The 16,133-nt window shown below is 72.2% G+C and carries 18 protein-coding genes and 2 pseudogenes; 10 read left to right on the forward strand and 10 right to left on the reverse strand.

Translation table 11 applies throughout. From position 1 onward, the window contains the following. Positions 1 to 27: 27 nt before the first annotated feature. The 8 genes and pseudogenes from OG435_RS44905 to OG435_RS44935 all read left to right on the forward strand — a co-directional run bounded on the left by OG435_RS44905 (position 28) and on the right by OG435_RS44935 (position 5,029). Entirely contained in the window at positions 28 to 588 is a 561-nt protein-coding gene (locus OG435_RS44905; RefSeq protein WP_266886967.1) for a hypothetical protein, read from the forward strand. After that, positions 585 to 911 (forward strand): annotated as a pseudogene (locus tag OG435_RS50485) (AMP-binding protein); the annotation flags it as partial. The gene OG435_RS44905 and the pseudogene OG435_RS50485, both read left to right, overlap by 4 nt. A gap of 34 nt (positions 912 to 945) precedes the next feature. Next, positions 946 to 2,196 carry an AMP-binding protein gene (locus tag OG435_RS44910; RefSeq protein ID WP_266886969.1) on the forward strand — a complete coding sequence of 417 codons (1,251 nt, stop codon included), beginning with the start codon at positions 946 to 948 and terminating at the stop codon, positions 2,194 to 2,196. Further along, on the forward strand, positions 2,193 to 2,339 hold the full coding sequence (locus tag OG435_RS44915) for a hypothetical protein (RefSeq protein WP_266886971.1): 147 nt from the start codon (positions 2,193 to 2,195) through the stop codon (positions 2,337 to 2,339). The genes OG435_RS44910 and OG435_RS44915 overlap by 4 nt, the downstream gene beginning before the upstream one ends. Further along, positions 2,336 to 2,581, forward strand: coding sequence for an acyl carrier protein (locus OG435_RS44920; RefSeq protein WP_266886973.1), 246 nt, complete (start codon positions 2,336 to 2,338; stop codon positions 2,579 to 2,581). The genes OG435_RS44915 and OG435_RS44920 overlap by 4 nt, the downstream gene beginning before the upstream one ends. Then, positions 2,568 to 3,449, forward strand: a complete 882-nt coding sequence (locus OG435_RS44925; protein ID WP_266886975.1) for a hypothetical protein — start codon at positions 2,568 to 2,570, stop codon at positions 3,447 to 3,449. The genes OG435_RS44920 and OG435_RS44925 overlap by 14 nt, the downstream gene beginning before the upstream one ends. 74 nt (positions 3,450 to 3,523) lie before the next feature. Beyond that, positions 3,524 to 4,174, forward strand: a complete 651-nt coding sequence (locus OG435_RS44930; RefSeq protein WP_266886977.1) for a 4'-phosphopantetheinyl transferase family protein — start codon at positions 3,524 to 3,526, stop codon at positions 4,172 to 4,174. 66 nt (positions 4,175 to 4,240) lie between these two features. Further along, positions 4,241 to 5,029: an MBL fold metallo-hydrolase gene (locus OG435_RS44935; RefSeq protein WP_266886979.1), complete on the forward strand. Its 789-nt coding sequence runs from the start codon at positions 4,241 to 4,243 to the stop codon at positions 5,027 to 5,029. Between the two features lie 109 nt (positions 5,030 to 5,138). On the opposite strand, the pseudogene OG435_RS44940 reads toward OG435_RS44935, so the two are convergent. After that, positions 5,139 to 5,507, reverse strand: a pseudogene (locus tag OG435_RS44940) (alpha/beta fold hydrolase); the annotation flags it as partial. Between the two features lie 338 nt (positions 5,508 to 5,845). Between OG435_RS44940 and OG435_RS44945 the strand changes: the two are divergent. After that, positions 5,846 to 7,627: a trypsin-like serine peptidase gene (locus tag OG435_RS44945; protein WP_266886983.1), complete on the forward strand. Its 1,782-nt coding sequence runs from the start codon at positions 5,846 to 5,848 to the stop codon at positions 7,625 to 7,627. A 263-nt stretch (positions 7,628 to 7,890) separates the two neighbouring features. Here OG435_RS44945 and OG435_RS44950 read toward each other — a convergent pair whose 3' ends face one another. The 3 genes from OG435_RS44950 to OG435_RS44960 form a co-directional block, all read right to left on the reverse strand. Then, positions 7,891 to 8,094 carry a hypothetical protein gene (locus OG435_RS44950; RefSeq protein ID WP_266886985.1) on the reverse strand — a complete coding sequence of 68 codons (204 nt, stop codon included), beginning with the start codon at positions 8,092 to 8,094 and terminating at the stop codon, positions 7,891 to 7,893. A 183-nt stretch (positions 8,095 to 8,277) separates the two neighbouring features. Continuing rightward, entirely contained in the window at positions 8,278 to 8,724 is a 447-nt protein-coding gene (locus tag OG435_RS44955) for a DUF6069 family protein (RefSeq protein WP_266886987.1), read from the reverse strand. 78 nt (positions 8,725 to 8,802) lie between these two features. Continuing rightward, positions 8,803 to 10,287 (reverse strand): MFS transporter, encoded by a 1,485-nt coding sequence (locus OG435_RS44960; protein ID WP_266886989.1) that lies wholly within the window; start codon positions 10,285 to 10,287, stop codon positions 8,803 to 8,805. Between the two features lie 164 nt (positions 10,288 to 10,451). Here OG435_RS44960 and OG435_RS44965 point away from each other — a divergent pair, with 164 nt between their 5' ends. Beyond that, entirely contained in the window at positions 10,452 to 10,919 is a 468-nt protein-coding gene (locus tag OG435_RS44965; protein ID WP_266886991.1) for a MarR family winged helix-turn-helix transcriptional regulator, read from the forward strand. Between the two features lie 135 nt (positions 10,920 to 11,054). On the opposite strand, the gene OG435_RS44970 is transcribed toward OG435_RS44965, so the two are convergent. The 6 genes from OG435_RS44970 to OG435_RS44995 form a co-directional block, all read right to left on the reverse strand. Next, complete coding sequence (locus OG435_RS44970; protein WP_266886993.1) at positions 11,055 to 11,618, reverse strand: TetR/AcrR family transcriptional regulator; 564 nt, start codon at positions 11,616 to 11,618, stop codon at positions 11,055 to 11,057. After that, the gene (locus OG435_RS44975; RefSeq protein ID WP_266886995.1) at positions 11,611 to 12,447 is read right to left on the reverse strand and encodes an alpha/beta fold hydrolase; all 837 of its coding nucleotides are present in this window, start codon (positions 12,445 to 12,447) and stop codon (positions 11,611 to 11,613) included. Before OG435_RS44975 ends, OG435_RS44970 begins: the two co-directional genes overlap by 8 nt. Before the next feature lie 79 nt (positions 12,448 to 12,526). Beyond that, on the reverse strand, positions 12,527 to 13,312 hold the full coding sequence (locus OG435_RS44980; RefSeq protein WP_266886997.1) for an ABC transporter permease: 786 nt from the start codon (positions 13,310 to 13,312) through the stop codon (positions 12,527 to 12,529). Next, positions 13,309 to 14,328, reverse strand: a complete 1,020-nt coding sequence (locus OG435_RS44985; protein WP_266886999.1) for an ATP-binding cassette domain-containing protein — start codon at positions 14,326 to 14,328, stop codon at positions 13,309 to 13,311. The genes OG435_RS44980 and OG435_RS44985 overlap by 4 nt, the downstream gene beginning before the upstream one ends. 69 nt (positions 14,329 to 14,397) lie before the next feature. After that, a complete protein-coding gene (locus tag OG435_RS44990) occupies positions 14,398 to 15,249 on the reverse strand; it encodes a DUF4097 family beta strand repeat-containing protein (protein ID WP_266887001.1) in 852 nt (283 codons plus the stop codon). Between the two features lie 123 nt (positions 15,250 to 15,372). After that, a complete protein-coding gene (locus OG435_RS44995) occupies positions 15,373 to 15,900 on the reverse strand; it encodes a toxin-antitoxin system HicB family antitoxin (RefSeq protein ID WP_266887003.1) in 528 nt (175 codons plus the stop codon). Between the last annotated feature and the right edge of the window lie 233 nt (positions 15,901 to 16,133).

Below are 16,133 nucleotides of genomic sequence, written 5' to 3' on the forward strand. Positions count from 1 at the left end.
CCCACCCACCCGAAGGACGAGGACACCGTGACCAGTTCCGCTCCCCAGGCCCCCGGACCGGCGGGCCCCGGCGAGCCCTCCGCCGACCTGCTGCGCCAGTTCTGGTGGCTGCACGACGCCCGCTGGTACCAGGGGGTCGCGCGGCGGTTCGGCCAGGACGCGGCGAACGAGGTCAACGCGGAGGCGATGCGGTTCGTCACCCGCCGGATCGCCTCCGCCTACGCACGGGACGAGGGGCTGGGCCCGGGGCTCTCCGCCGCCGAACTGGCGGGCGCGCTGACCGGCATCTCGGAGCTGATGACCGGGGACGCCGTGGAGGCCTCCAACAAGGTCACCGGCGAGGAGTCCTTCGAGACTGCGGTGACCCGCAACTTCGCCCTGGACATGCTCGCGCGCGCCGGGACGCTGGCGGACTACGAGTGCCCGTGCCCGCAGATGCGGGCGGGCTGGTTCGAGGGGCTGAAGACGGAGGTCAGCGACCACCGGGTGGAGTGCCTGCGCACCGGCGGCTCCGCCTGCCGCTTCCGTACGACCACGACCACAGCCGGCGCCACCGGCACCACCACCCCCGGGGAGGAGACCCCGTGACCACGCCCGGCTCCGGCGCCCCCGCCGCGTACGCCACCAGCGCCATCGAGCAGTTCGCCGCCCGCGGCGAGCGCATCGCGCTGATCCACGGCGGGCGGTCCATGACCTTCGCCGAACTGCTCTCGCTGGCCTACCGGACGGCCCGGGTCCTGCGGGACGCGGGCCTGGGCCGCGGGGACCGCCTGGTCCTGCTGGCCGCCAACCCGATCGAGATGTCGGCGGTGGGCCTGGCCGCGCACCTGCTCGGCGTCGGCTACACCCCGGTGTACGCGGCCGGCGGCGAGCAGGTCGCCGAGCACATCCTGCGCGACGCCGGGCCCGCGGCCGTGATCCGGGCCGATCCTGCCGGGGCCGCGGATGGCCGAACTCGCCCGCGCCGCCGGGGTGAAGCTGCTGTTCGGGCTCGGCCCCGTCGCGGACCCGGACGTGACCGACCTGCTCGCCGAGGCCGCCCGCCGATCGGACGCCCCGCTGCCCGTGGAGGCCCGGGAGGACGATGTCGCCCGGGTGCTGTACACGGGCGGAACCACCGGCCTACCCAAGGGGGTCGTGTACACCTTCGGCGCGCTGACCGCGGCCGCCGGCGCCTGGGCGGGCGCGGCGCCGCCGCCGGGGCTGCGGTTCCTGGCGATGACCCCGATGGCGCACGCCGCGGGCGCGATCGCCTGCGGCCTGCTGCGCCACCACGTGAGCGTGGAGCTGTTCGACGAGTTCGACGCGGAGGTGCTGCTCGTACAGATCGCCGAGGCCTCCGCCGAGGGCCGGCCGGTCACCACGTACCTCTACCCGCCGTACCTGTACCGCCTGCTGGACCACCCCGGCCTCGCGCACACCGACCTCTCGGGGCTCGCGGCCGTCAGCTACGGCAGCGCGCCGGTGACCCCGCACCGGCGCGCCCAGGCGGTCCGCGTCCTCGGCCCCCGGCTGCGGCAGAGCTACGCCCTGACCGAGGCCATCGCGATCACCAGTCTGGGTCCCGAGGACCACGCGGCGGCCGCCGCGTCCCGGCCCGAGCTGTTCGGCTCGGTGGGCCGCGCGGTGCCCGGGGTGTCCCTCCGGGTCACGGGCGGGGACGGCCGCGCGCTGGGGCCCCGTACGGAAGGGGCGGTCGAGGTGTCCGGACCCACCGTGATGGCGGGCTACTGGCAGCGGCCCGAGCTGAGCGCAGAGGTGCTGCGGGACGGCTGGCTGAGCACCGGCGACCTCGGGGTGATCGACGAGGACGGCTACCTGTACCTGACCGGGCGGGCGAAGGACCTGGTCGTCGTCGACGGCACCAACTGCTATCCGCAGGCCGTCGAGAACGTGCTGACGGCCCATCCGGGCATCCGGCGCGTCGCCGTCATCGGGGTGCCCGACCCGCGCACGGGCGAGGCCCTGGTCGCCGTGTGCGCCGCGGAGGACGACCGGCCCGGCCTCGTGGCGGAACTGCGGGCCTCGGTGGGCGAGGCGCTGGGCGCGGCGCACGTGCCCGGACGGTTCGAGTTCGTCCCGGACATCCCCACGGCCTCGTACGGAAAGCCCGACAAGGCGGCGCTGCGCGCCCGCTTCTCGCCCCTGACCCCGCAGAACCTCACAAGCCTGACGTCCTCCGGGAGCAACGGATGAACATCGAAGCCAAGCCGTGGACCCGCCCCGCGTCGCCGCGGGGCCCGGAGGGCTGGCTCGACTCCCTCCGCGACCTGCTGGTGATCCCGCCGGAGCTGCGCGACGAGGGCATCTTCACCGACGACGTCCTGCCGCGCTCATGAGCACGCTGACCGGCTTCGACGCCGTGATCCAGTACCTGCTGACCAAGCGGCCCGAGCTGACCTCGATCGATCCGGACCTCGACCTGGTCGAGAACCGCATCCTCGACTCCCTCGGCTTCGTCAACTTCCTCTACGTGCTGGAGGAACAGACCGGCGAAGAGATCTTGATGGAGAACGTGACCCCGTCTGATTTTCGTACGATCAACTCGATCAGGAAGAGGTTCTTTCATGAGTCCCGGTAGCGCGGTGAGCACGGGTCCGGAGGCGGGCCGCAGCCCCTCGACGCGGGGCGGTCTCGCCACCCTCGGGCCGGGTGCCCTGAGGCTGCGGGCCTCGCTCGAAGGGGTGTTCACCGGCTGGGCGGCCGAGGTCGGCGCCGACGCGGTGCAGTACCCGCCCCTGATGCGGGTCGAGGACCTGCACCGGCTGGACTACTTCCAGAACTTCCCGCAGCTGGCGATCCTGGGAGCGGCCCTCACGAAGGAGGCCGCTCCGCAGTACGCGACGGGCGGCTCGCGGAAGCCCTCGCTGCCGGCCGGGCACCTCACGGAGGCCTCGTACGCGCTGCCTTCGGCGGCCTGTTACAACGTCTACCTCGATCTGACGGGCCGCACGCTGACCGACGGTCCCCACCAGGTGACCACCGTCGCCACCTGCTTCCGCCGCGAGACGCACTACGACGCGCTGCGCCGGCTGCTCGGCTTCAGCATGCGCGAGATCGTCTGCGTCGGCACCCGGGACGAGGTCCTGGCCCACCTGGAGCTGTTCCGGAAGAAGATCACGGGCTACCTGGCGGAGCTCGGGCTGCCGGTGGGGATCGAGGCCGCCACCGACCCGTTCTTCGACGCGAGCGCGGGACGCGCGCTGATGGCGCAGCTCTTCCCCGCGAAGGAGGAGTTCGTCTTCGACGGCTCGCTGGCCATCGGCTCGCTCAACTTCCACCGCAACTTCTTCGGCGAGCGCTGCGACATCCGCACCGCGGACGGCGAGCCCGCCTTCACCGGGTGCGTGGCCTTCGGCCTGGAGCGCTGGATCAGGGCCCTGACCTCGCACTTCGGCCTGACCGAGGACGAGCTGGCCGACCGGGTAGAGGCGACCGGCCGGCCGTGACCGGCAGCGGATCGGAGGGGCCACGCAGCGGATCGTGGCCGCGCAGCGGATCGGAGGGGGCCCGGCCGGAGGTCGTGACCGCCGTGGCGGAGCCCGTCGCCGCGGGCCGCGGTGTCGTACGCGCCTGGTGGGCCGACGGGCGCGGTCTGCCGGCCGGCACGGTCGCGGAGCTGGCGGCCGCCGCGCTGGCCCCGCACGAGCGCTCCCGGTACGAGGCCGTCCGCGATCCGCTGGGCCGGGCCGAGTTCGTGCTGGCCCGGTTCGTGCTGCGCGGCGTGCTGGGGCGGATGCTCGGGCGGCCGCCCGCCCGGGTGGGCCTCGCCGTGGACCGGGCCGGGCGGCCCTGGGTGACGGGCGCCCCGGGGGTGGACGTGAGCATCGCGCACGCCGCGGGCCTGGTCGCCGTCGCCGTGGGCAGCGGGCTCGCGCCCGGGACCCGTATCGGGGTGGACGTCGAGGAGGTACGTACGGTCCCCGGGGCCGGCGAACTGGCCCGGCGGCTGTACTCCCCCTCCGAACGCGCCCGCCTGGGCCGGACCTCCGGCCGGGCCGGGGACCTTGTGTGGCTGGACCTCTGGACCAGGCGGGAGGCGTACGTGAAGGCCGTGGGCACCGGGGTCCGCGCCCTGGCCGGGGCTCCGGACCAGGACGTCGGCCACCGCTGGCACCCGCTGCGGCTGCCGAGGGGATTCACCGGGGGCCTGGTGGTTGTTGAACCCGGCTGACCGGCCCGTCCCTCCTTCTCTTTTTCCATTTCACCGTTCGAGTGGCACTTTCCGAGGAGCAGTTCCATGACAGAGAACACCGCCGCACAGCTCGCCGTCACCGTGGTGGGCGGCCCCACCACGGTCATCGACCTGGGCGGGCTGCGGTTCGTGACGGACCCGACCTTCGACGCCGCCGGTTCCTCCTACGAGTTGGGCCCGGTCGCCCTGCACAAGCTGACCGGGCCGGCGCTTGCCCCCGACCGGCTGGGCCCGGTCGCGGCCGTCCTGCTGTCGCACGACCAGCACCCCGACAACCTCGACGGGGCCGGGCGCGCCTTCCTCGAGGAGGTCGCCCTGGTGCTCACCACCGAGCAGTCCGCGGAGCGCGTCGGCGGTACCGGGCTGGCGCCGTGGGCCGAGCACGTCCTGGAGCGCCCGGACGGCGGCCGCCTCGTGGTCACCGCGGTCCCGGCGCAGCACGGTCCGGCCGGGACCGAGCCGATGCTCGGCGCCGTCACCGGCTTCCTGCTGACCGGCGAGGGCCTGCCGACGGTCTACGTCAGCGGCGACAACGTCTCCCTGGAACCGGTGAAGGCCCTCGCGGAGCGCCTCGGCGGGGCCGGCGTCGACCTGGCGGTGCTGCACGTGGGGGCGGCGCAGCTCGCCCCGTTCGGCCCGACGCTGCTCTCGCTGACCTCGGAGCAGGCGGTGGAGGTGGCGGAGCTGCTGGGTGCCCGCAAGGTGCTCGCCGTGCACCAGGACGGCTGGCAGCACTTCACGGAGGGTCAGGACACCGTCGGCGCCGCCTTCGAGAAGGCGGGCGCGGCCGAGCGCCTGGTGGTTCCCGAGGCGGGCAGCAGCTTCGCGCTCTGACCCGCGGGTCAGGGAAGGGGTGGTGCCCCGGGCCGCGCTCGCGGCCCGGGGCACCGGTCCGTTCGTACGTGTGCTCCGTCGCTCAGGCGCCCATCGCGTGGTGGCCCCCGTCGACGTGGACGATCTCGCCCGTGGTCGCCGGGAACCAGTCGGAGCCGTTGATCCCGCCGAGGGAGTGGCCGAGGACGACGGTGCGGTCGATCCCGAGGTGGGCGAGAAGGGCGACCAGGTCGGCGAGGTAGCCGGCGCGGGTGTACTCCGCGGCGCGGTCCGAGTCCCCGTGCCCGCGCTGGTCGGGCGCGATGACCCGCCACTCGGGTCCGAGGGCGGCGGCCAGGGCCGTGAAGGAGGAGCCCTCGGAGAGGTGCCCGTGCAGGGCGAGCAGCGGGCGGCCGGCGCCGCCGAAGTCCAGGTAGGACAGGGCGCGGCCGTCGATGGTCAGGGTGGCGCGGGTGGGCCGGGCGGCGGCGTTCGACATGGCGGTTCCCCCTGGTTCCGGTGCGGATGCGGGTGCCGGTGTGACCCCGCGCCAGAAATATACAACCGTCTAAGACGAATGTTCAATACGCTCGTATAGATCCCTGCCGACTCGGGGCCTCGGCGCAGGGCTCGGGGACGCGGAGCTTCGCCTCGACCGGTGAGTTCAACCGGCGCGGTCAGGTCCGGCATCCGGAGCAGCGTCAGCGCGGCGAACGCGCCCGTCCACGTCCTCGGCGCGCCCGTGTGGTCTCGTTCTTGTCCGACGGCGGTCGGGCCGGCCGGCTCGGCGCTCCGCGCCCGGACGGGTGCGACTCACGCAGAAGGCGGGCAGGTTCTTTGGGATCCGGATGGTTCACCCTCTCCGCCGTCTCCGCCGCCTGCGTGCTGGCGGCCGTACCGGGCGTCGCTCCCGTGCCCGTGCCCGCGCCCTCCGGCGGGCTCCGCTCCGCGGAGGCGTACTGGACGGCCGAGCGCATGGCCGCGGCCGTGCCCGTCGACGCCGCCCGGAGCCGCGCCGCCGCGGGCGTCCGCGCGCCCTCCGGCACTCCGACCGGTGTCCACTTCGACGGCATGCCGATGGTGGGCACCTTCTTCTACCGGCAGGCCGGGATCGGCACGGCGGACACCTCCTGCACCGGCAGCGTCGTACGCAGCGCGGGCAGGAGCATGGTGCTCACCGCGGGGCACTGCGCCGTCGGCATGGGCGGGCCGGCGAACCGTGCCGTCTTCGTACCGCGCTACCGCCACGGAAAGACCGCCGCCGCCCAGCCGTTCGGCATCTTCCCGGTCAGGGCCGGGGGCGTCTACACGGACCCCCGCTACCGGGTGCACGGCCGGGCCGCCGTGTCCGACCTGGACCTCGCCTTCGTCCTGGTCGAGCCGAACGCGAAGGGACGCGTCGAGAACGTCACCGGGGCGCTGACCTTCACGCCGGTCGACACGTACGAGCACAGGGTGACCGTCGTCGGCTATCCCTCCGCCTCCCGCGTGAACAAGGGCCACGAGGCCGTCCGGTGCGACGTGCCCACCACGCGGCTGCGCGGCTTCCGCCAGCTGCGGATGGTGTGCAAGGGCTTCTACGGCGGGGTGTCCGGCGGCCCCTGGATCAAGGACTACGACGCCGCGCGCCGCACCGGCAAGGTCATCGGCAACACCGGCGGCTACCACGGCGGCGGCAACGACTCCTGGGTGACGTACGCGCCGGTGTACGGCAAGGACGCCCGGGACCTGTACGAGGACGCCGCCGCCGGCCGCAACCCCGGCTCTCTCTCCCGGCCGCCCTACCCGGGCTCCGCGAACGGCTCCCCACTGCCCGGCTCGGGGGAGCTGTGGACCCATGCCAAGGCCATGGCCTCCGGCGACTTCACCGGCAGCGGCCGCAGCAGCCTGCTCGTGGTGTGGACCGACGGGGAGGTGACCCTCTTCCCGGGGGACGGCCGGGGCGGCTTCCTCCCGGAGCGCCGGCTCATGGCACCGAACGCGGGCTGGAAGGACGTCGCCACCGTCACCGCGGGCGACTTCACCGGCTCGGACCAGTTCGACCTGCTGGTCCGCCGGAAGAACGGCCGGACGACCCTGCACGGCGACGTCGGCTCCCACGGCCTGGGCCGCGTCACCGAGATGGCCCCGGCCGGATCCGTCTGGAAGCACGCCGCCCAGATCACCGCCGGACGCTTCGACGCCTCCCACTACGTCACCGACCTCGTGGTCCGCTGGTCCGACGGAGAAGTCACCCTCCACACCGCCGTGGGCGCCGGCACCTTCGGCCGCGAGCACCGGCTCACCGGCCCCGGCCCCGCCTGGAAGGGCGCCGCCCTGCTCGCCGCCGGGCAGTTCTCCGGCAACCGCAAGTGGGACCTGATGGTCCGCTGGTCCAACGGCGCACTCGGCAGCCACCCGGGCCTCACCACCCGCGGCCTCGGCAGCCAACGGCGCCTGCGCGGCCCGAACCGGACCTGGACCCACAGCGTCCTCATGACCACCGGCCGGTACACCGACGACGGCCTCACCGACGACCTCCTCGTCCGCTGGAGCGACGGCGAGACCACCCTGTACGAGAACACCCGCGCGAGCGGTCTCGGCACCGAGCGCCCGCTCGTCCCACCGCGAGCCCCGTAGCCTCGCCCCGGGGTGACAGGTAGACCCAGGCCGGGTGCCGACCGGCCACGGCGTGCTGGGGGAATCGCGCCCGGTCAGTCCCGCCAAGGCGGTGCAGCACCTAATCGACGCGCGGCTCGCGCGGATCCGGCAGGACTTGGAAACCAGGGCGGCATCGGACGCGATCGTTGCCTCGCTGCTCGCGGAACGGGGACCGGCTCGACGCGTCGAACCGCTTCCACGCGGCGCTGCTCGCCCGGGAGCGCGGCTGGATCTGAGCGCGCTTACGAACGGGACCGCTGGAGCGCGCGGGCGCAGGACAGCACGCCGACGGCCAGCACACCCATGACCACGTACCGCGCGGTGCCGTCGAACAGCACGGTGGACGAGGCCAGGAGGGCGATCAGCACGGCGGTGGTGACGGCGAGCGGGTTGTTGTGAGTCCGGGGCTGGGTCTGGCTCTGGCTCTGGGTCTGGCTCTGGGCCATGGTGGTGGCTCCTTCGGAGGCTCGGAGGCGGGGGGCGGCCCTTCCACTCTGGCAGCGGGGCCAGGCCGCCCGGCCCCGTCGCGGGCACAGCTTCCGGCATTCCGGGTCGCAGCATGCTGCGACCCGGACCAGGGGCTGGCAGGACGTGGCCGTCGAGGCCCAGGGCGCCAAGTCCGCCTGATGTCAGCCCCTGGCCGGGGCCGCGTCGCGGCGCAGCCCGAAGACGACCACGAGGCCGACGGCCAGGTGCGTGAGCGCCAGGAGGATCTTCGTACCACTGGTGGCCTCGACGCCGAACGGCAGGACCAGCGAGGCGAGGAGCACCACGAAGGCGACGGCGGTCCAGATCTTCCGGGACCCGGCCGGCACGAACTTCTCCAGCAGGGCGAGCAGGGCCCAACCGAGCAGGGCGGCGCCCGCGGCGGAGCCGAGGAAGCTGCCGAGGCCGAGGCCGACCGGCCCCTTGCCGTCGTTCTGGTCCACGGCGAGGGCGACACCGCCGGCCTTGCCGGCGAGGAAGACGACGGCAGCGCCGGCCGCGGCCCCCAGGACCGTCAGGAGCCGGGGCCGCCAGGTGGAGGCGCCGACGGAGGCGGAAGAGGTGGCGGCGAGGCGGGTGTTCGTGGTCACGGGAGCTCCTAGGGCAGGTGAAAGGGAGTAAGGAGAGGAAGAGGGAATGGGAAACGGACTGGAAGGACGTACGAGCGGTCAGGGAGCCACGGCTTCGTGGGCTCGCCGGGGCGGCGTCCCCGCGGAAGCGCCGTCGCCCGGCGGCACCGGCCGGCCCGCCAGCAGTACGAACCGGCCGACCGCGGCGGCCACGAGGACCAGGCCGGCGGCGATGCCGAAGACGAGCTGGAATCCGCCGGTGGCCGCGGAAGCGGCGCTCTCGCCGCCGGCCAGGGCCCTGCTGGTGGAGGAAGCGGCGATCGCGGTCATGGCGGCGATGCCGAGGGAGTCTCCGATCATGCCGGAGGTGCCGGAGAGTCCGGAGGCGGCGCCCGCGTCCCGCGGGTCCCGTACGGACATGGACAGCGTCATCACCGCCGGCATGGCCAGACCGCCGAAGAAGCCGCGGAGCAGCATCACGGGCAGCAGGTCCAGCACGTAGGCGGGGTCCTCGGGGACACGCGCGGCCAGCAGAAGGGCCGCCGCCACCCCCAGCAGGCCGAGGACCAGGACGCCCCGGGCGCCGAAGCGCGCGTTCAGCCGCTGGGACAGGGCGAGCGAGGAGAAACCGCCGACGAGGGCGAGCGGTACGAAGGCGAAGCTGGTGACCAGCACCGAGTAGCCGGCGACCTGTTGCAGGTAGAGCGCGATCAGGATGTTGAAGGAGATCGTGGCCGCGACCAGCAGCAGGTGGATCAGGTTGGCGCCCGACAGCTCGCGGGAGCGGAAGAGGGACAGCGGCAGCAGCGGCACCTCGGCCGTGGCCTGGCGGGCGAAGAATCCGGCGAGCAGCACGATCGCGCCGAGGCCGAAGCCGAGCGTACGGGCGGAACCCCAGCCGTTCCCGGAGCCGGTGGCCAGGGTGTAGACGCCCAGCATCATGCCCGTGGTGACCAGGGCCGCGCCCAGGAGGTCGACGCCGGCGCCGAGTCCGGGGCCCTTGTCGTCGGGGATCAGCCGTGCGGCGAGCAGCACCGCGGCCGCGCCGATCGGGACGTTGACGTAGAAGACCCAGTGCCAGCCGGCCCCGTGGGTGAGCAGACCGCTGATCAGGATGCCGAGGGAGGCGCCGGCCGCGGCGGCGAAGCCGATCGCGCCCATGGCCTTGCCCAGCTGACGGGGGTCGTCCCGGAAGATCATGAAGACGATGCCCATGACCACGGCGTAGGCCATGGCCGCGCCGGCGCCCTGCAGGAACCGCATCGCGATCAGCATCTCCTGCGTCCCCGACAGACCGCAGGCCGCCGAGGCGAGGGTGAAGAGGCCGACGCCGCCGATGAACACCCGCTTGCGGCCGATGAGGTCACCGAGCCGGCCCGAGAGGAGCAGCAGGCCGCCGAAGCCCACGGTGTAGGCGTTGGTGACCCAGGCCAGGCGGGCCGCGTCGAACCCCAGGTCGCTCTGGATGGAGCTCAGCGCCACGGTCACGACGCTGATGTCGATCACGATCATCAGCTGCATGGAGCAGAGCACCGAGAACGCCAGCCAGCGCGCTCGGGGGGACTCGACGAGGGGCACGGACACGGATTCGCCTCCTGGGCTCTGCACTCACTGGACTCAGTAGGACCGTACTGTATAGTTCTGTTCTTTATTATCGAGTCCAGGACTTTAATTTTCGGAACCGAACAGTCCGGACACTTCTGGTTCGAAATGTTCTGGTGCAGAAGCAGATTGGTTACACTCGCCCCATGAAGACGCCCACCACGGACCTCAGCTTCCTGCTCAACTGGGCCGGCCACTCGTTGGCGACCGAGATGACGGCGAACCTCGCCGAAGTAGGGGCGACGCCGCGCGCCCACTGCGTGCTGCACCGGGCGCTGGAGGGCGAGTTCACGCAGAGCCAGATCGCGGACGCGGTCGGCCTCGACAAGACCACGATGGTCGTGATCACCGACAAGCTGGAGAAGGAGGGCCTCGCGGTCCGCACGCCCTCCCCGGTGGACCGGCGCGCCAGGATCATCGTGGTCACCGACAAGGGCCGGGCCCTGCTCACCCGATCGGACGAGGTCGTCGAGCGCACGCACGAGAGCGTGCTCGCCGCCCTGCCCGAGAAGCTGCGGAAGTCGTTCACGGAGGCCCTGACCCTCCTGGTGGAGGGGCGCCTGGCGAAGTTCGTGGAGTGCGAGCAGCCGCCGCGCCGCCGCTCCGCCTCCTAGGTCACGTCCATGACCTTCAGCCATGCGCCGGCTCCACCGCCGGTCAGCTACGTGTTCACCGGCGCACGCCTCGCCCCGCTCTCCCGCCCGCGCTGAGTCCCGGCAACGAACCTCCGGGTCAGCGCGGGGTACGGGTCAGTGCGGGGTCCGGGGCGTGCTCAGGCCCGTGACGACCATGTGCGTCAGGAGGGCGTAGCTCTCGTCCAGGGCTTCAGGCAGGGCGAAACCGCCCCCGGTTTCGAGGGAGACGAAACCGTGGGCGGTGGCGCGCAGACAGCGGGCCGCGTGGACGGCCGCGGAGTCCTCCAGGCCGTATCCGCGCAGCGTGGCGAAGAGGACGGTGAGCAGACGCTCCCCGGCTTCCGCCGTCCGCGGTTCGGGATGGTGCGGCAGGGCCGCGTACCGGTGGGGGTGGCGCAGGGCGTAGCTGCGCCAGGCCGTCATGAACGCGCGGATCGCCTCGTCGGCGGAGCGGCCGATGACGGCCACGCCGATCTCGTCCGCCATCTCGTTCATGATCCGCGCCGTCAGGAGGTCGCGGAGCTCGGCGAGGTTGCGTACGTGCTTGTAGAGGGAGGGGGTCGCCACGCCGGCCCGGCCCGCCACCGCCGACAGGGTCAGGCCCGCCGGCCCCTCTTCGTCGACGAGGCCCAGCGCCACGTCGACCACCGCGTCGGCCGAGAGCGAGGCCCTAGGCACGGGCGGCCTCCTTCAGGAAGGACACGATGGCCGCGGCGGTCTCGGCGGGGAACTGCGCGTGGGCGTAGTGGCCCGCGCCCTCGATCATGACGAGGCGGCCGCGCCCCGCGGGCAGTTCGGCGACGATGGCCGCGCCCTCGGCGGCCGGGTCGGCCCAGTCGCAGTCGAGGTCGCCCTCGATGATCAGCGCGGGGCACCGGACGTCGCCGAGCCGGGCGCCCGCGTCGGTGGGGGCGGACATCCCCATCTTGGCGACGACGGCCATCCGGCCCGGCCGGCCGAGGTCCGTGTCGAGCGCGGCGAGGTGGGCGGCGTGCCCGGCCGGGCGGGCGCCCGGGTAGGCGTGGTCGAGGTAGCGCTTCCAGATGCCCGCGCTGCGCAGGATGCCGGTGCCGAGCAGCAGGAACATGCCCTTGCGGTAGCGGGCGTTGGAGCCGAGGGCGCCGAAGTCGACCTTCTGCGCCTTGGTGAACGGGCTGATCTCGACGATGGCGTCGACCAGTTCGGGTTCCTGCGCCGCCGCGATGGTGGCGGAGCCGCCGGCGAAGGAGTGGCCGACGATGACGGCCGGTCCGCCGAGGTGCCGGATCAGGGCGAGCAGGTCGCCGGCCACGTCGGTACGGGTGTACGAGCTCCAGCCGGTGCTCGATTCCCCGTGTCCGCGCAGGTCGGTGGAGGCGACGCGGTACCCGGCGGAGACGAGGAGGGCGGCGGTCTCGCGGTAGGCCGCGCGGTTGTCACCCATGCCGTGGGCGAGCAGGACCAGCGGGCCCTCCCCCGTGACCTCGTACGCGAGCTGTCCGCCGTCGATGCTCAGAAACTCCGTCATGACCGTCCCCCGGAAGTAGTGGCTAATCACTGTTGCTCATAAGCTAATATCATTAGCCACTGCGGTCAACCCCACATCGCTACTTCGGGTCACTGTTGAACTTCGAGGCCGACCAGAAGTAGCCGAGTACCGCGAGGCCCAGGCACCAGGCGACCGCGATCCACCCGTTGTTGCCGATCTCGCTGCCGAGGAGCAGGCCGCGCAGGGTCTCGATGGCCGGGGTGAAGGGCTGGTATTCGGCGATCGGCTGGAACCAGCCCGGCATCCCCTCGACCGGCACGAAAGCACTGGACAGCAGCGGCAGCAGGATCATGGGCAGCGCATTGTTGCTCGCGGCCTCGGCGTTCGGGCTGATCAGCCCCATGCCGACGGCGATCCAGGTCAGCGCCAGAGCGAACAGCACGAGCAGCCCGAACGCCGCGCACCACTCCAGAACCGTCGCGTCCGTGGACCGGAAGCCGATGGCCACGGCGACGGCGCCCACGAGAACCACGCTCGCGATCGACTGCAGCACACTGCCGACGACGTGCCCGATGAGCACCGCCCCGCGGTGGATCGCCATCGTGCGGAACCGGGCGATGATGCCCTCGGTCATATCGTTGGACACCGACACGGCCGTGCCGATCGTGGTGCTGCCGATGGTCATCAGCAGCAAGCCCGGCACCAGGTACGCGATGTAATCGGAGCGGCCACCGCCACCGATGCCCGCGCTCATCACATCACCGAAGATGTAGACGAAGAGCAGCAGGAGCATGATCGGCGTGAGCAGCAAGTTCAGCGTCAGGGACGGATAGCGGCGCGCGTGCAGGAGGTTGCGGCGCAGCATCGTGGACGAGTCGCGGACGGCGAGGGCGAAGGAACTCATCGGACGTTCTCCTTGGACTGAGCAGGCAGGGCGGACTTACCGGGACGAGGGTCGGTGCCGGTCAGAGCGAAGAACACGTCATCGAGGTCGGGCGTGTGCACGGTCAGCTCGTCCGCCTCGATGCCCGCGGAATCCAGCAGGCCCAGGAGGGAGCGCAGAGCGCGCTGACTGCCGTCACTGGGGATCCGCAGCTCCAACGCCTCGTCGTCCCGGGTGACCTCGCCGAGCACGGTGGTCGCCCTCCGGTAGACGGTCGGGCCGGAGAACCGCAGCCGTACATGGCCTCCAGGGATCAGCCGCTTCAACTCCTCCGCAGTCCCCTCGGCCGCGATCCGACCGTCGTTCAGCACCGCGATCCGATCCGCGAGCTGATCGGCCTCCTCCAAGTACTGCGTGGTCAAGAAGACAGTCACCCCGCCCGTGACGAGCTCGCGGATGATCTGCCACATGTTGTGACGAGAACGGGGATCCAGACCGGTCGTCGGCTCGTCAAGGAAAATGATCCGCGGATCACCGACCAGGGTCATCGCGATGTCGAGGCGACGCTTCATGCCACCGGAGTAGGTCGAGGCCGGCTTCTTCGCGGCCTCCACCAGGTCGAATCGCTCGAGGAGTTCGGCGGCCACCCGCCGCCCCTCCCGCTTGGACAGGTGGTGCAGGTCCGCCATCAGCAGCATGTTCTCCTCACCGGTGATCAGCCCGTCAACGGCCGAGAACTGCCCCGTGACACCGACCGCACCACGCACCGCCTGCGGGTCGGCCGCGATGTCGTGGCCGCCGACCCGGGCCTGTCCGCCGTCGGCGGTGATGAGCGTGGAGAGGATCTTCACGACGGTGGTCTTGCCGGCACCGTTCGGGCCGAGCAGGGAGAAGACCGTTCCCTCCGGGACGGCGAGGTCGATGCCGTCGAGGACGGTCTTGTCGCCGTAGGACTTGCGCAGCCCGATGGTGGAGACGGCCGCCGGAGACGGGTGGCCGTCGCCTCGACATGATGTGGGCATGACAGAAGAAGGCATGAGGCCCTCCATTCGAAGGCTGAAGTGACAGGGGGGTGGAGGTGACGCGGAGGGAGAAGAAACTCCTGGTCAGACCGCGGAAGCCGCGGCGCGACGGACGTCGATGTTGCCGTACTTCGTCCGGGCGCGGACCTTGACGGTGTCCGTGCTGCCCTCCGGGCTCCCTGACGCGGTGAGCGTGTTGCGGACCTGGCCGGAACCGGAGCTGACGTCGAGCCAGGCGGCCGTACCCTCGCGGACGCCGACCTCGATGGCCCCGTAGGAGGTCTCCAGCTCCACGGTGCCGCGGGCGACTTCGCCCACCCGCAGGGTGCCGTGGGCGGTCTTGGCGGTGACCGAGTCCTCGGCCCGCCGGATCTCGATGTCACCGTTGGCACCGCTCACCCGCAGCTCGCCCATGGCCGCGCCGACGGTCGTGGTGCCGTGCGAGTTCTTCAGGACGGCGGAGCCGTCGACGAAGCCGAGGCGCAGGCTGCCGGAGCTGGTGGTGATCTCGGTCGCGCCCTCGGCCCGGTCCACGGTGATCGAACCGTGCGACGCGGTCAGCTTGAGCGGGCCGGTGGTGTCGAGGCGCACGTCGCCGGACGAGGTCTTCACCCGGACCTCGCCGAGCCGGCCCTCGCCGACCACCTGGGTCCAGGCGCCGGTCGTGTCGACGTGCGAACCGGTGGGCAGTTCGACCGTCACGTCGACGATGCCGGGCTTGCCGAACGGGTTGGACTTGGGCGTCCGGACGGTCAGCACACCGCCCGCGAACGTGACCTCGGTCTGCTCGGCGGTCCGTACGTCCTTGTCGCGCTTCGTGTCCCGGGGCTGCACCGCGACGACGGTGTCGAGGCGGTCGCCCGCGGTGAACTGGATGGAGCCGGCCTCCACGTGTGCGGTGACCGAGATCGCTTCGGAGGTGTCGAAAGAAGGCATGACTGTCCCGTCCTCTTGGGTCTTCCGGGCGTCCCCGCTGGTGGGACGTGGTGTGGGCGAAAGATGCGGTGCGGTGCGTACGTAATCGAGCTGAACTGATCGAGCTGGACTGATCGAGCCGGACTAGCGGACCCAGCCCGTGAAGCTCTGCCCCACGCTCTGGGACTTCTCCGCCGTACCGGGCCGGGAGCCGCCGTCGACCGCGGCCGATACGGCGCGCACCAGCCAGGCGTTGACCGACAGCCCCTCGCGGCTCGCGGCCTCCTCGGCGCGGGCCTTGAGGTGGGCCGGCAGGCGCAGGTTGACGCGGGCGGTGCCGCCCTCGTCGCCTTCGGCGGAAGCGTGCGGCGCGAGCGGTTCGGCGAACGGAGCGGCGGAGAACGGCTCCGCGGGGGCATGGCTCTCGCCGGCCGGCACCGTCACCACGAACTCGGGGTCGAGCCCCCGCAGCCGTACGTCGACCGAGCCGGGGGCGAGTTCGCGGGTGATCTCGTCCATCGCGGCGGAGAGCACGTTGAGCAGGGTCAGCCGGGTGGCCGACTCCAGGGGAGCGGTGAGCCTCTCGGCCAGCTTGCGGGCTTCGTCGCCGCCGGCCTCGGCGGCGACGGCGAGCTCCTGGCGGAGGGTGGTGACGTAGGGCGTGAGGTCCATGTCGCACAGCATGGCACAGAAATGGCGCCATGTCGAGCCAATGTGGCGCCACTCCACCCCACAGTGGCGCCGCAGCACATAAAATCGCTGGTCAGAGCAATGACACCATCGTGCGCCATGGTGACACCAGGACGGCATCACCGCTGCGCGGGGCACGTCCCCCAGCTGAGCCGGTCAGCTGGGGGGGGGCAGTTCCCACACGGTCGTCCGAAGCCTAATGGGACGTATCGGGT

This window comes from Streptomyces sp. NBC_01264, from assembly GCF_026340675.1.
Taxonomy (GTDB): Bacteria; Actinomycetota; Actinomycetes; order Streptomycetales; family Streptomycetaceae; genus Streptomyces.

Coding starts and splice junctions, on each gene's coding strand:
- OG435_RS44950 (WP_266886985.1), bottom strand. CDS start 8,094: ATGGCCCAGAGCCAGACCCAGAGCCAGAGCCAGACCCAGCCCCGGACT.
- OG435_RS44990 (WP_266887001.1), bottom strand. CDS start 15,249: ATGCCTTCTTTCGACACCTCCGAAGCGATCTCGGTCACCGCACACGTG.
- OG435_RS44920 (WP_266886973.1), top strand. CDS start 2,336: ATGAGCACGCTGACCGGCTTCGACGCCGTGATCCAGTACCTGCTGACC.
- OG435_RS44980 (WP_266886997.1), bottom strand. CDS start 13,312: ATGAGTTCCTTCGCCCTCGCCGTCCGCGACTCGTCCACGATGCTGCGC.
- OG435_RS44995 (WP_266887003.1), bottom strand. CDS start 15,900: ATGGACCTCACGCCCTACGTCACCACCCTCCGCCAGGAGCTCGCCGTC.
- OG435_RS44965 (WP_266886991.1), top strand. CDS start 10,452: ATGAAGACGCCCACCACGGACCTCAGCTTCCTGCTCAACTGGGCCGGC.
- OG435_RS44915 (WP_266886971.1), top strand. CDS start 2,193: ATGAACATCGAAGCCAAGCCGTGGACCCGCCCCGCGTCGCCGCGGGGC.
- OG435_RS44910 (WP_266886969.1), top strand. CDS start 946: ATGGCCGAACTCGCCCGCGCCGCCGGGGTGAAGCTGCTGTTCGGGCTC.
- OG435_RS44985 (WP_266886999.1), bottom strand. CDS start 14,328: ATGCCTTCTTCTGTCATGCCCACATCATGTCGAGGCGACGGCCACCCG.
- OG435_RS44935 (WP_266886979.1), top strand. CDS start 4,241: ATGACAGAGAACACCGCCGCACAGCTCGCCGTCACCGTGGTGGGCGGC.
- OG435_RS44975 (WP_266886995.1), bottom strand. CDS start 12,447: ATGACGGAGTTTCTGAGCATCGACGGCGGACAGCTCGCGTACGAGGTC.
- OG435_RS44925 (WP_266886975.1), top strand. CDS start 2,568: ATGAGTCCCGGTAGCGCGGTGAGCACGGGTCCGGAGGCGGGCCGCAGC.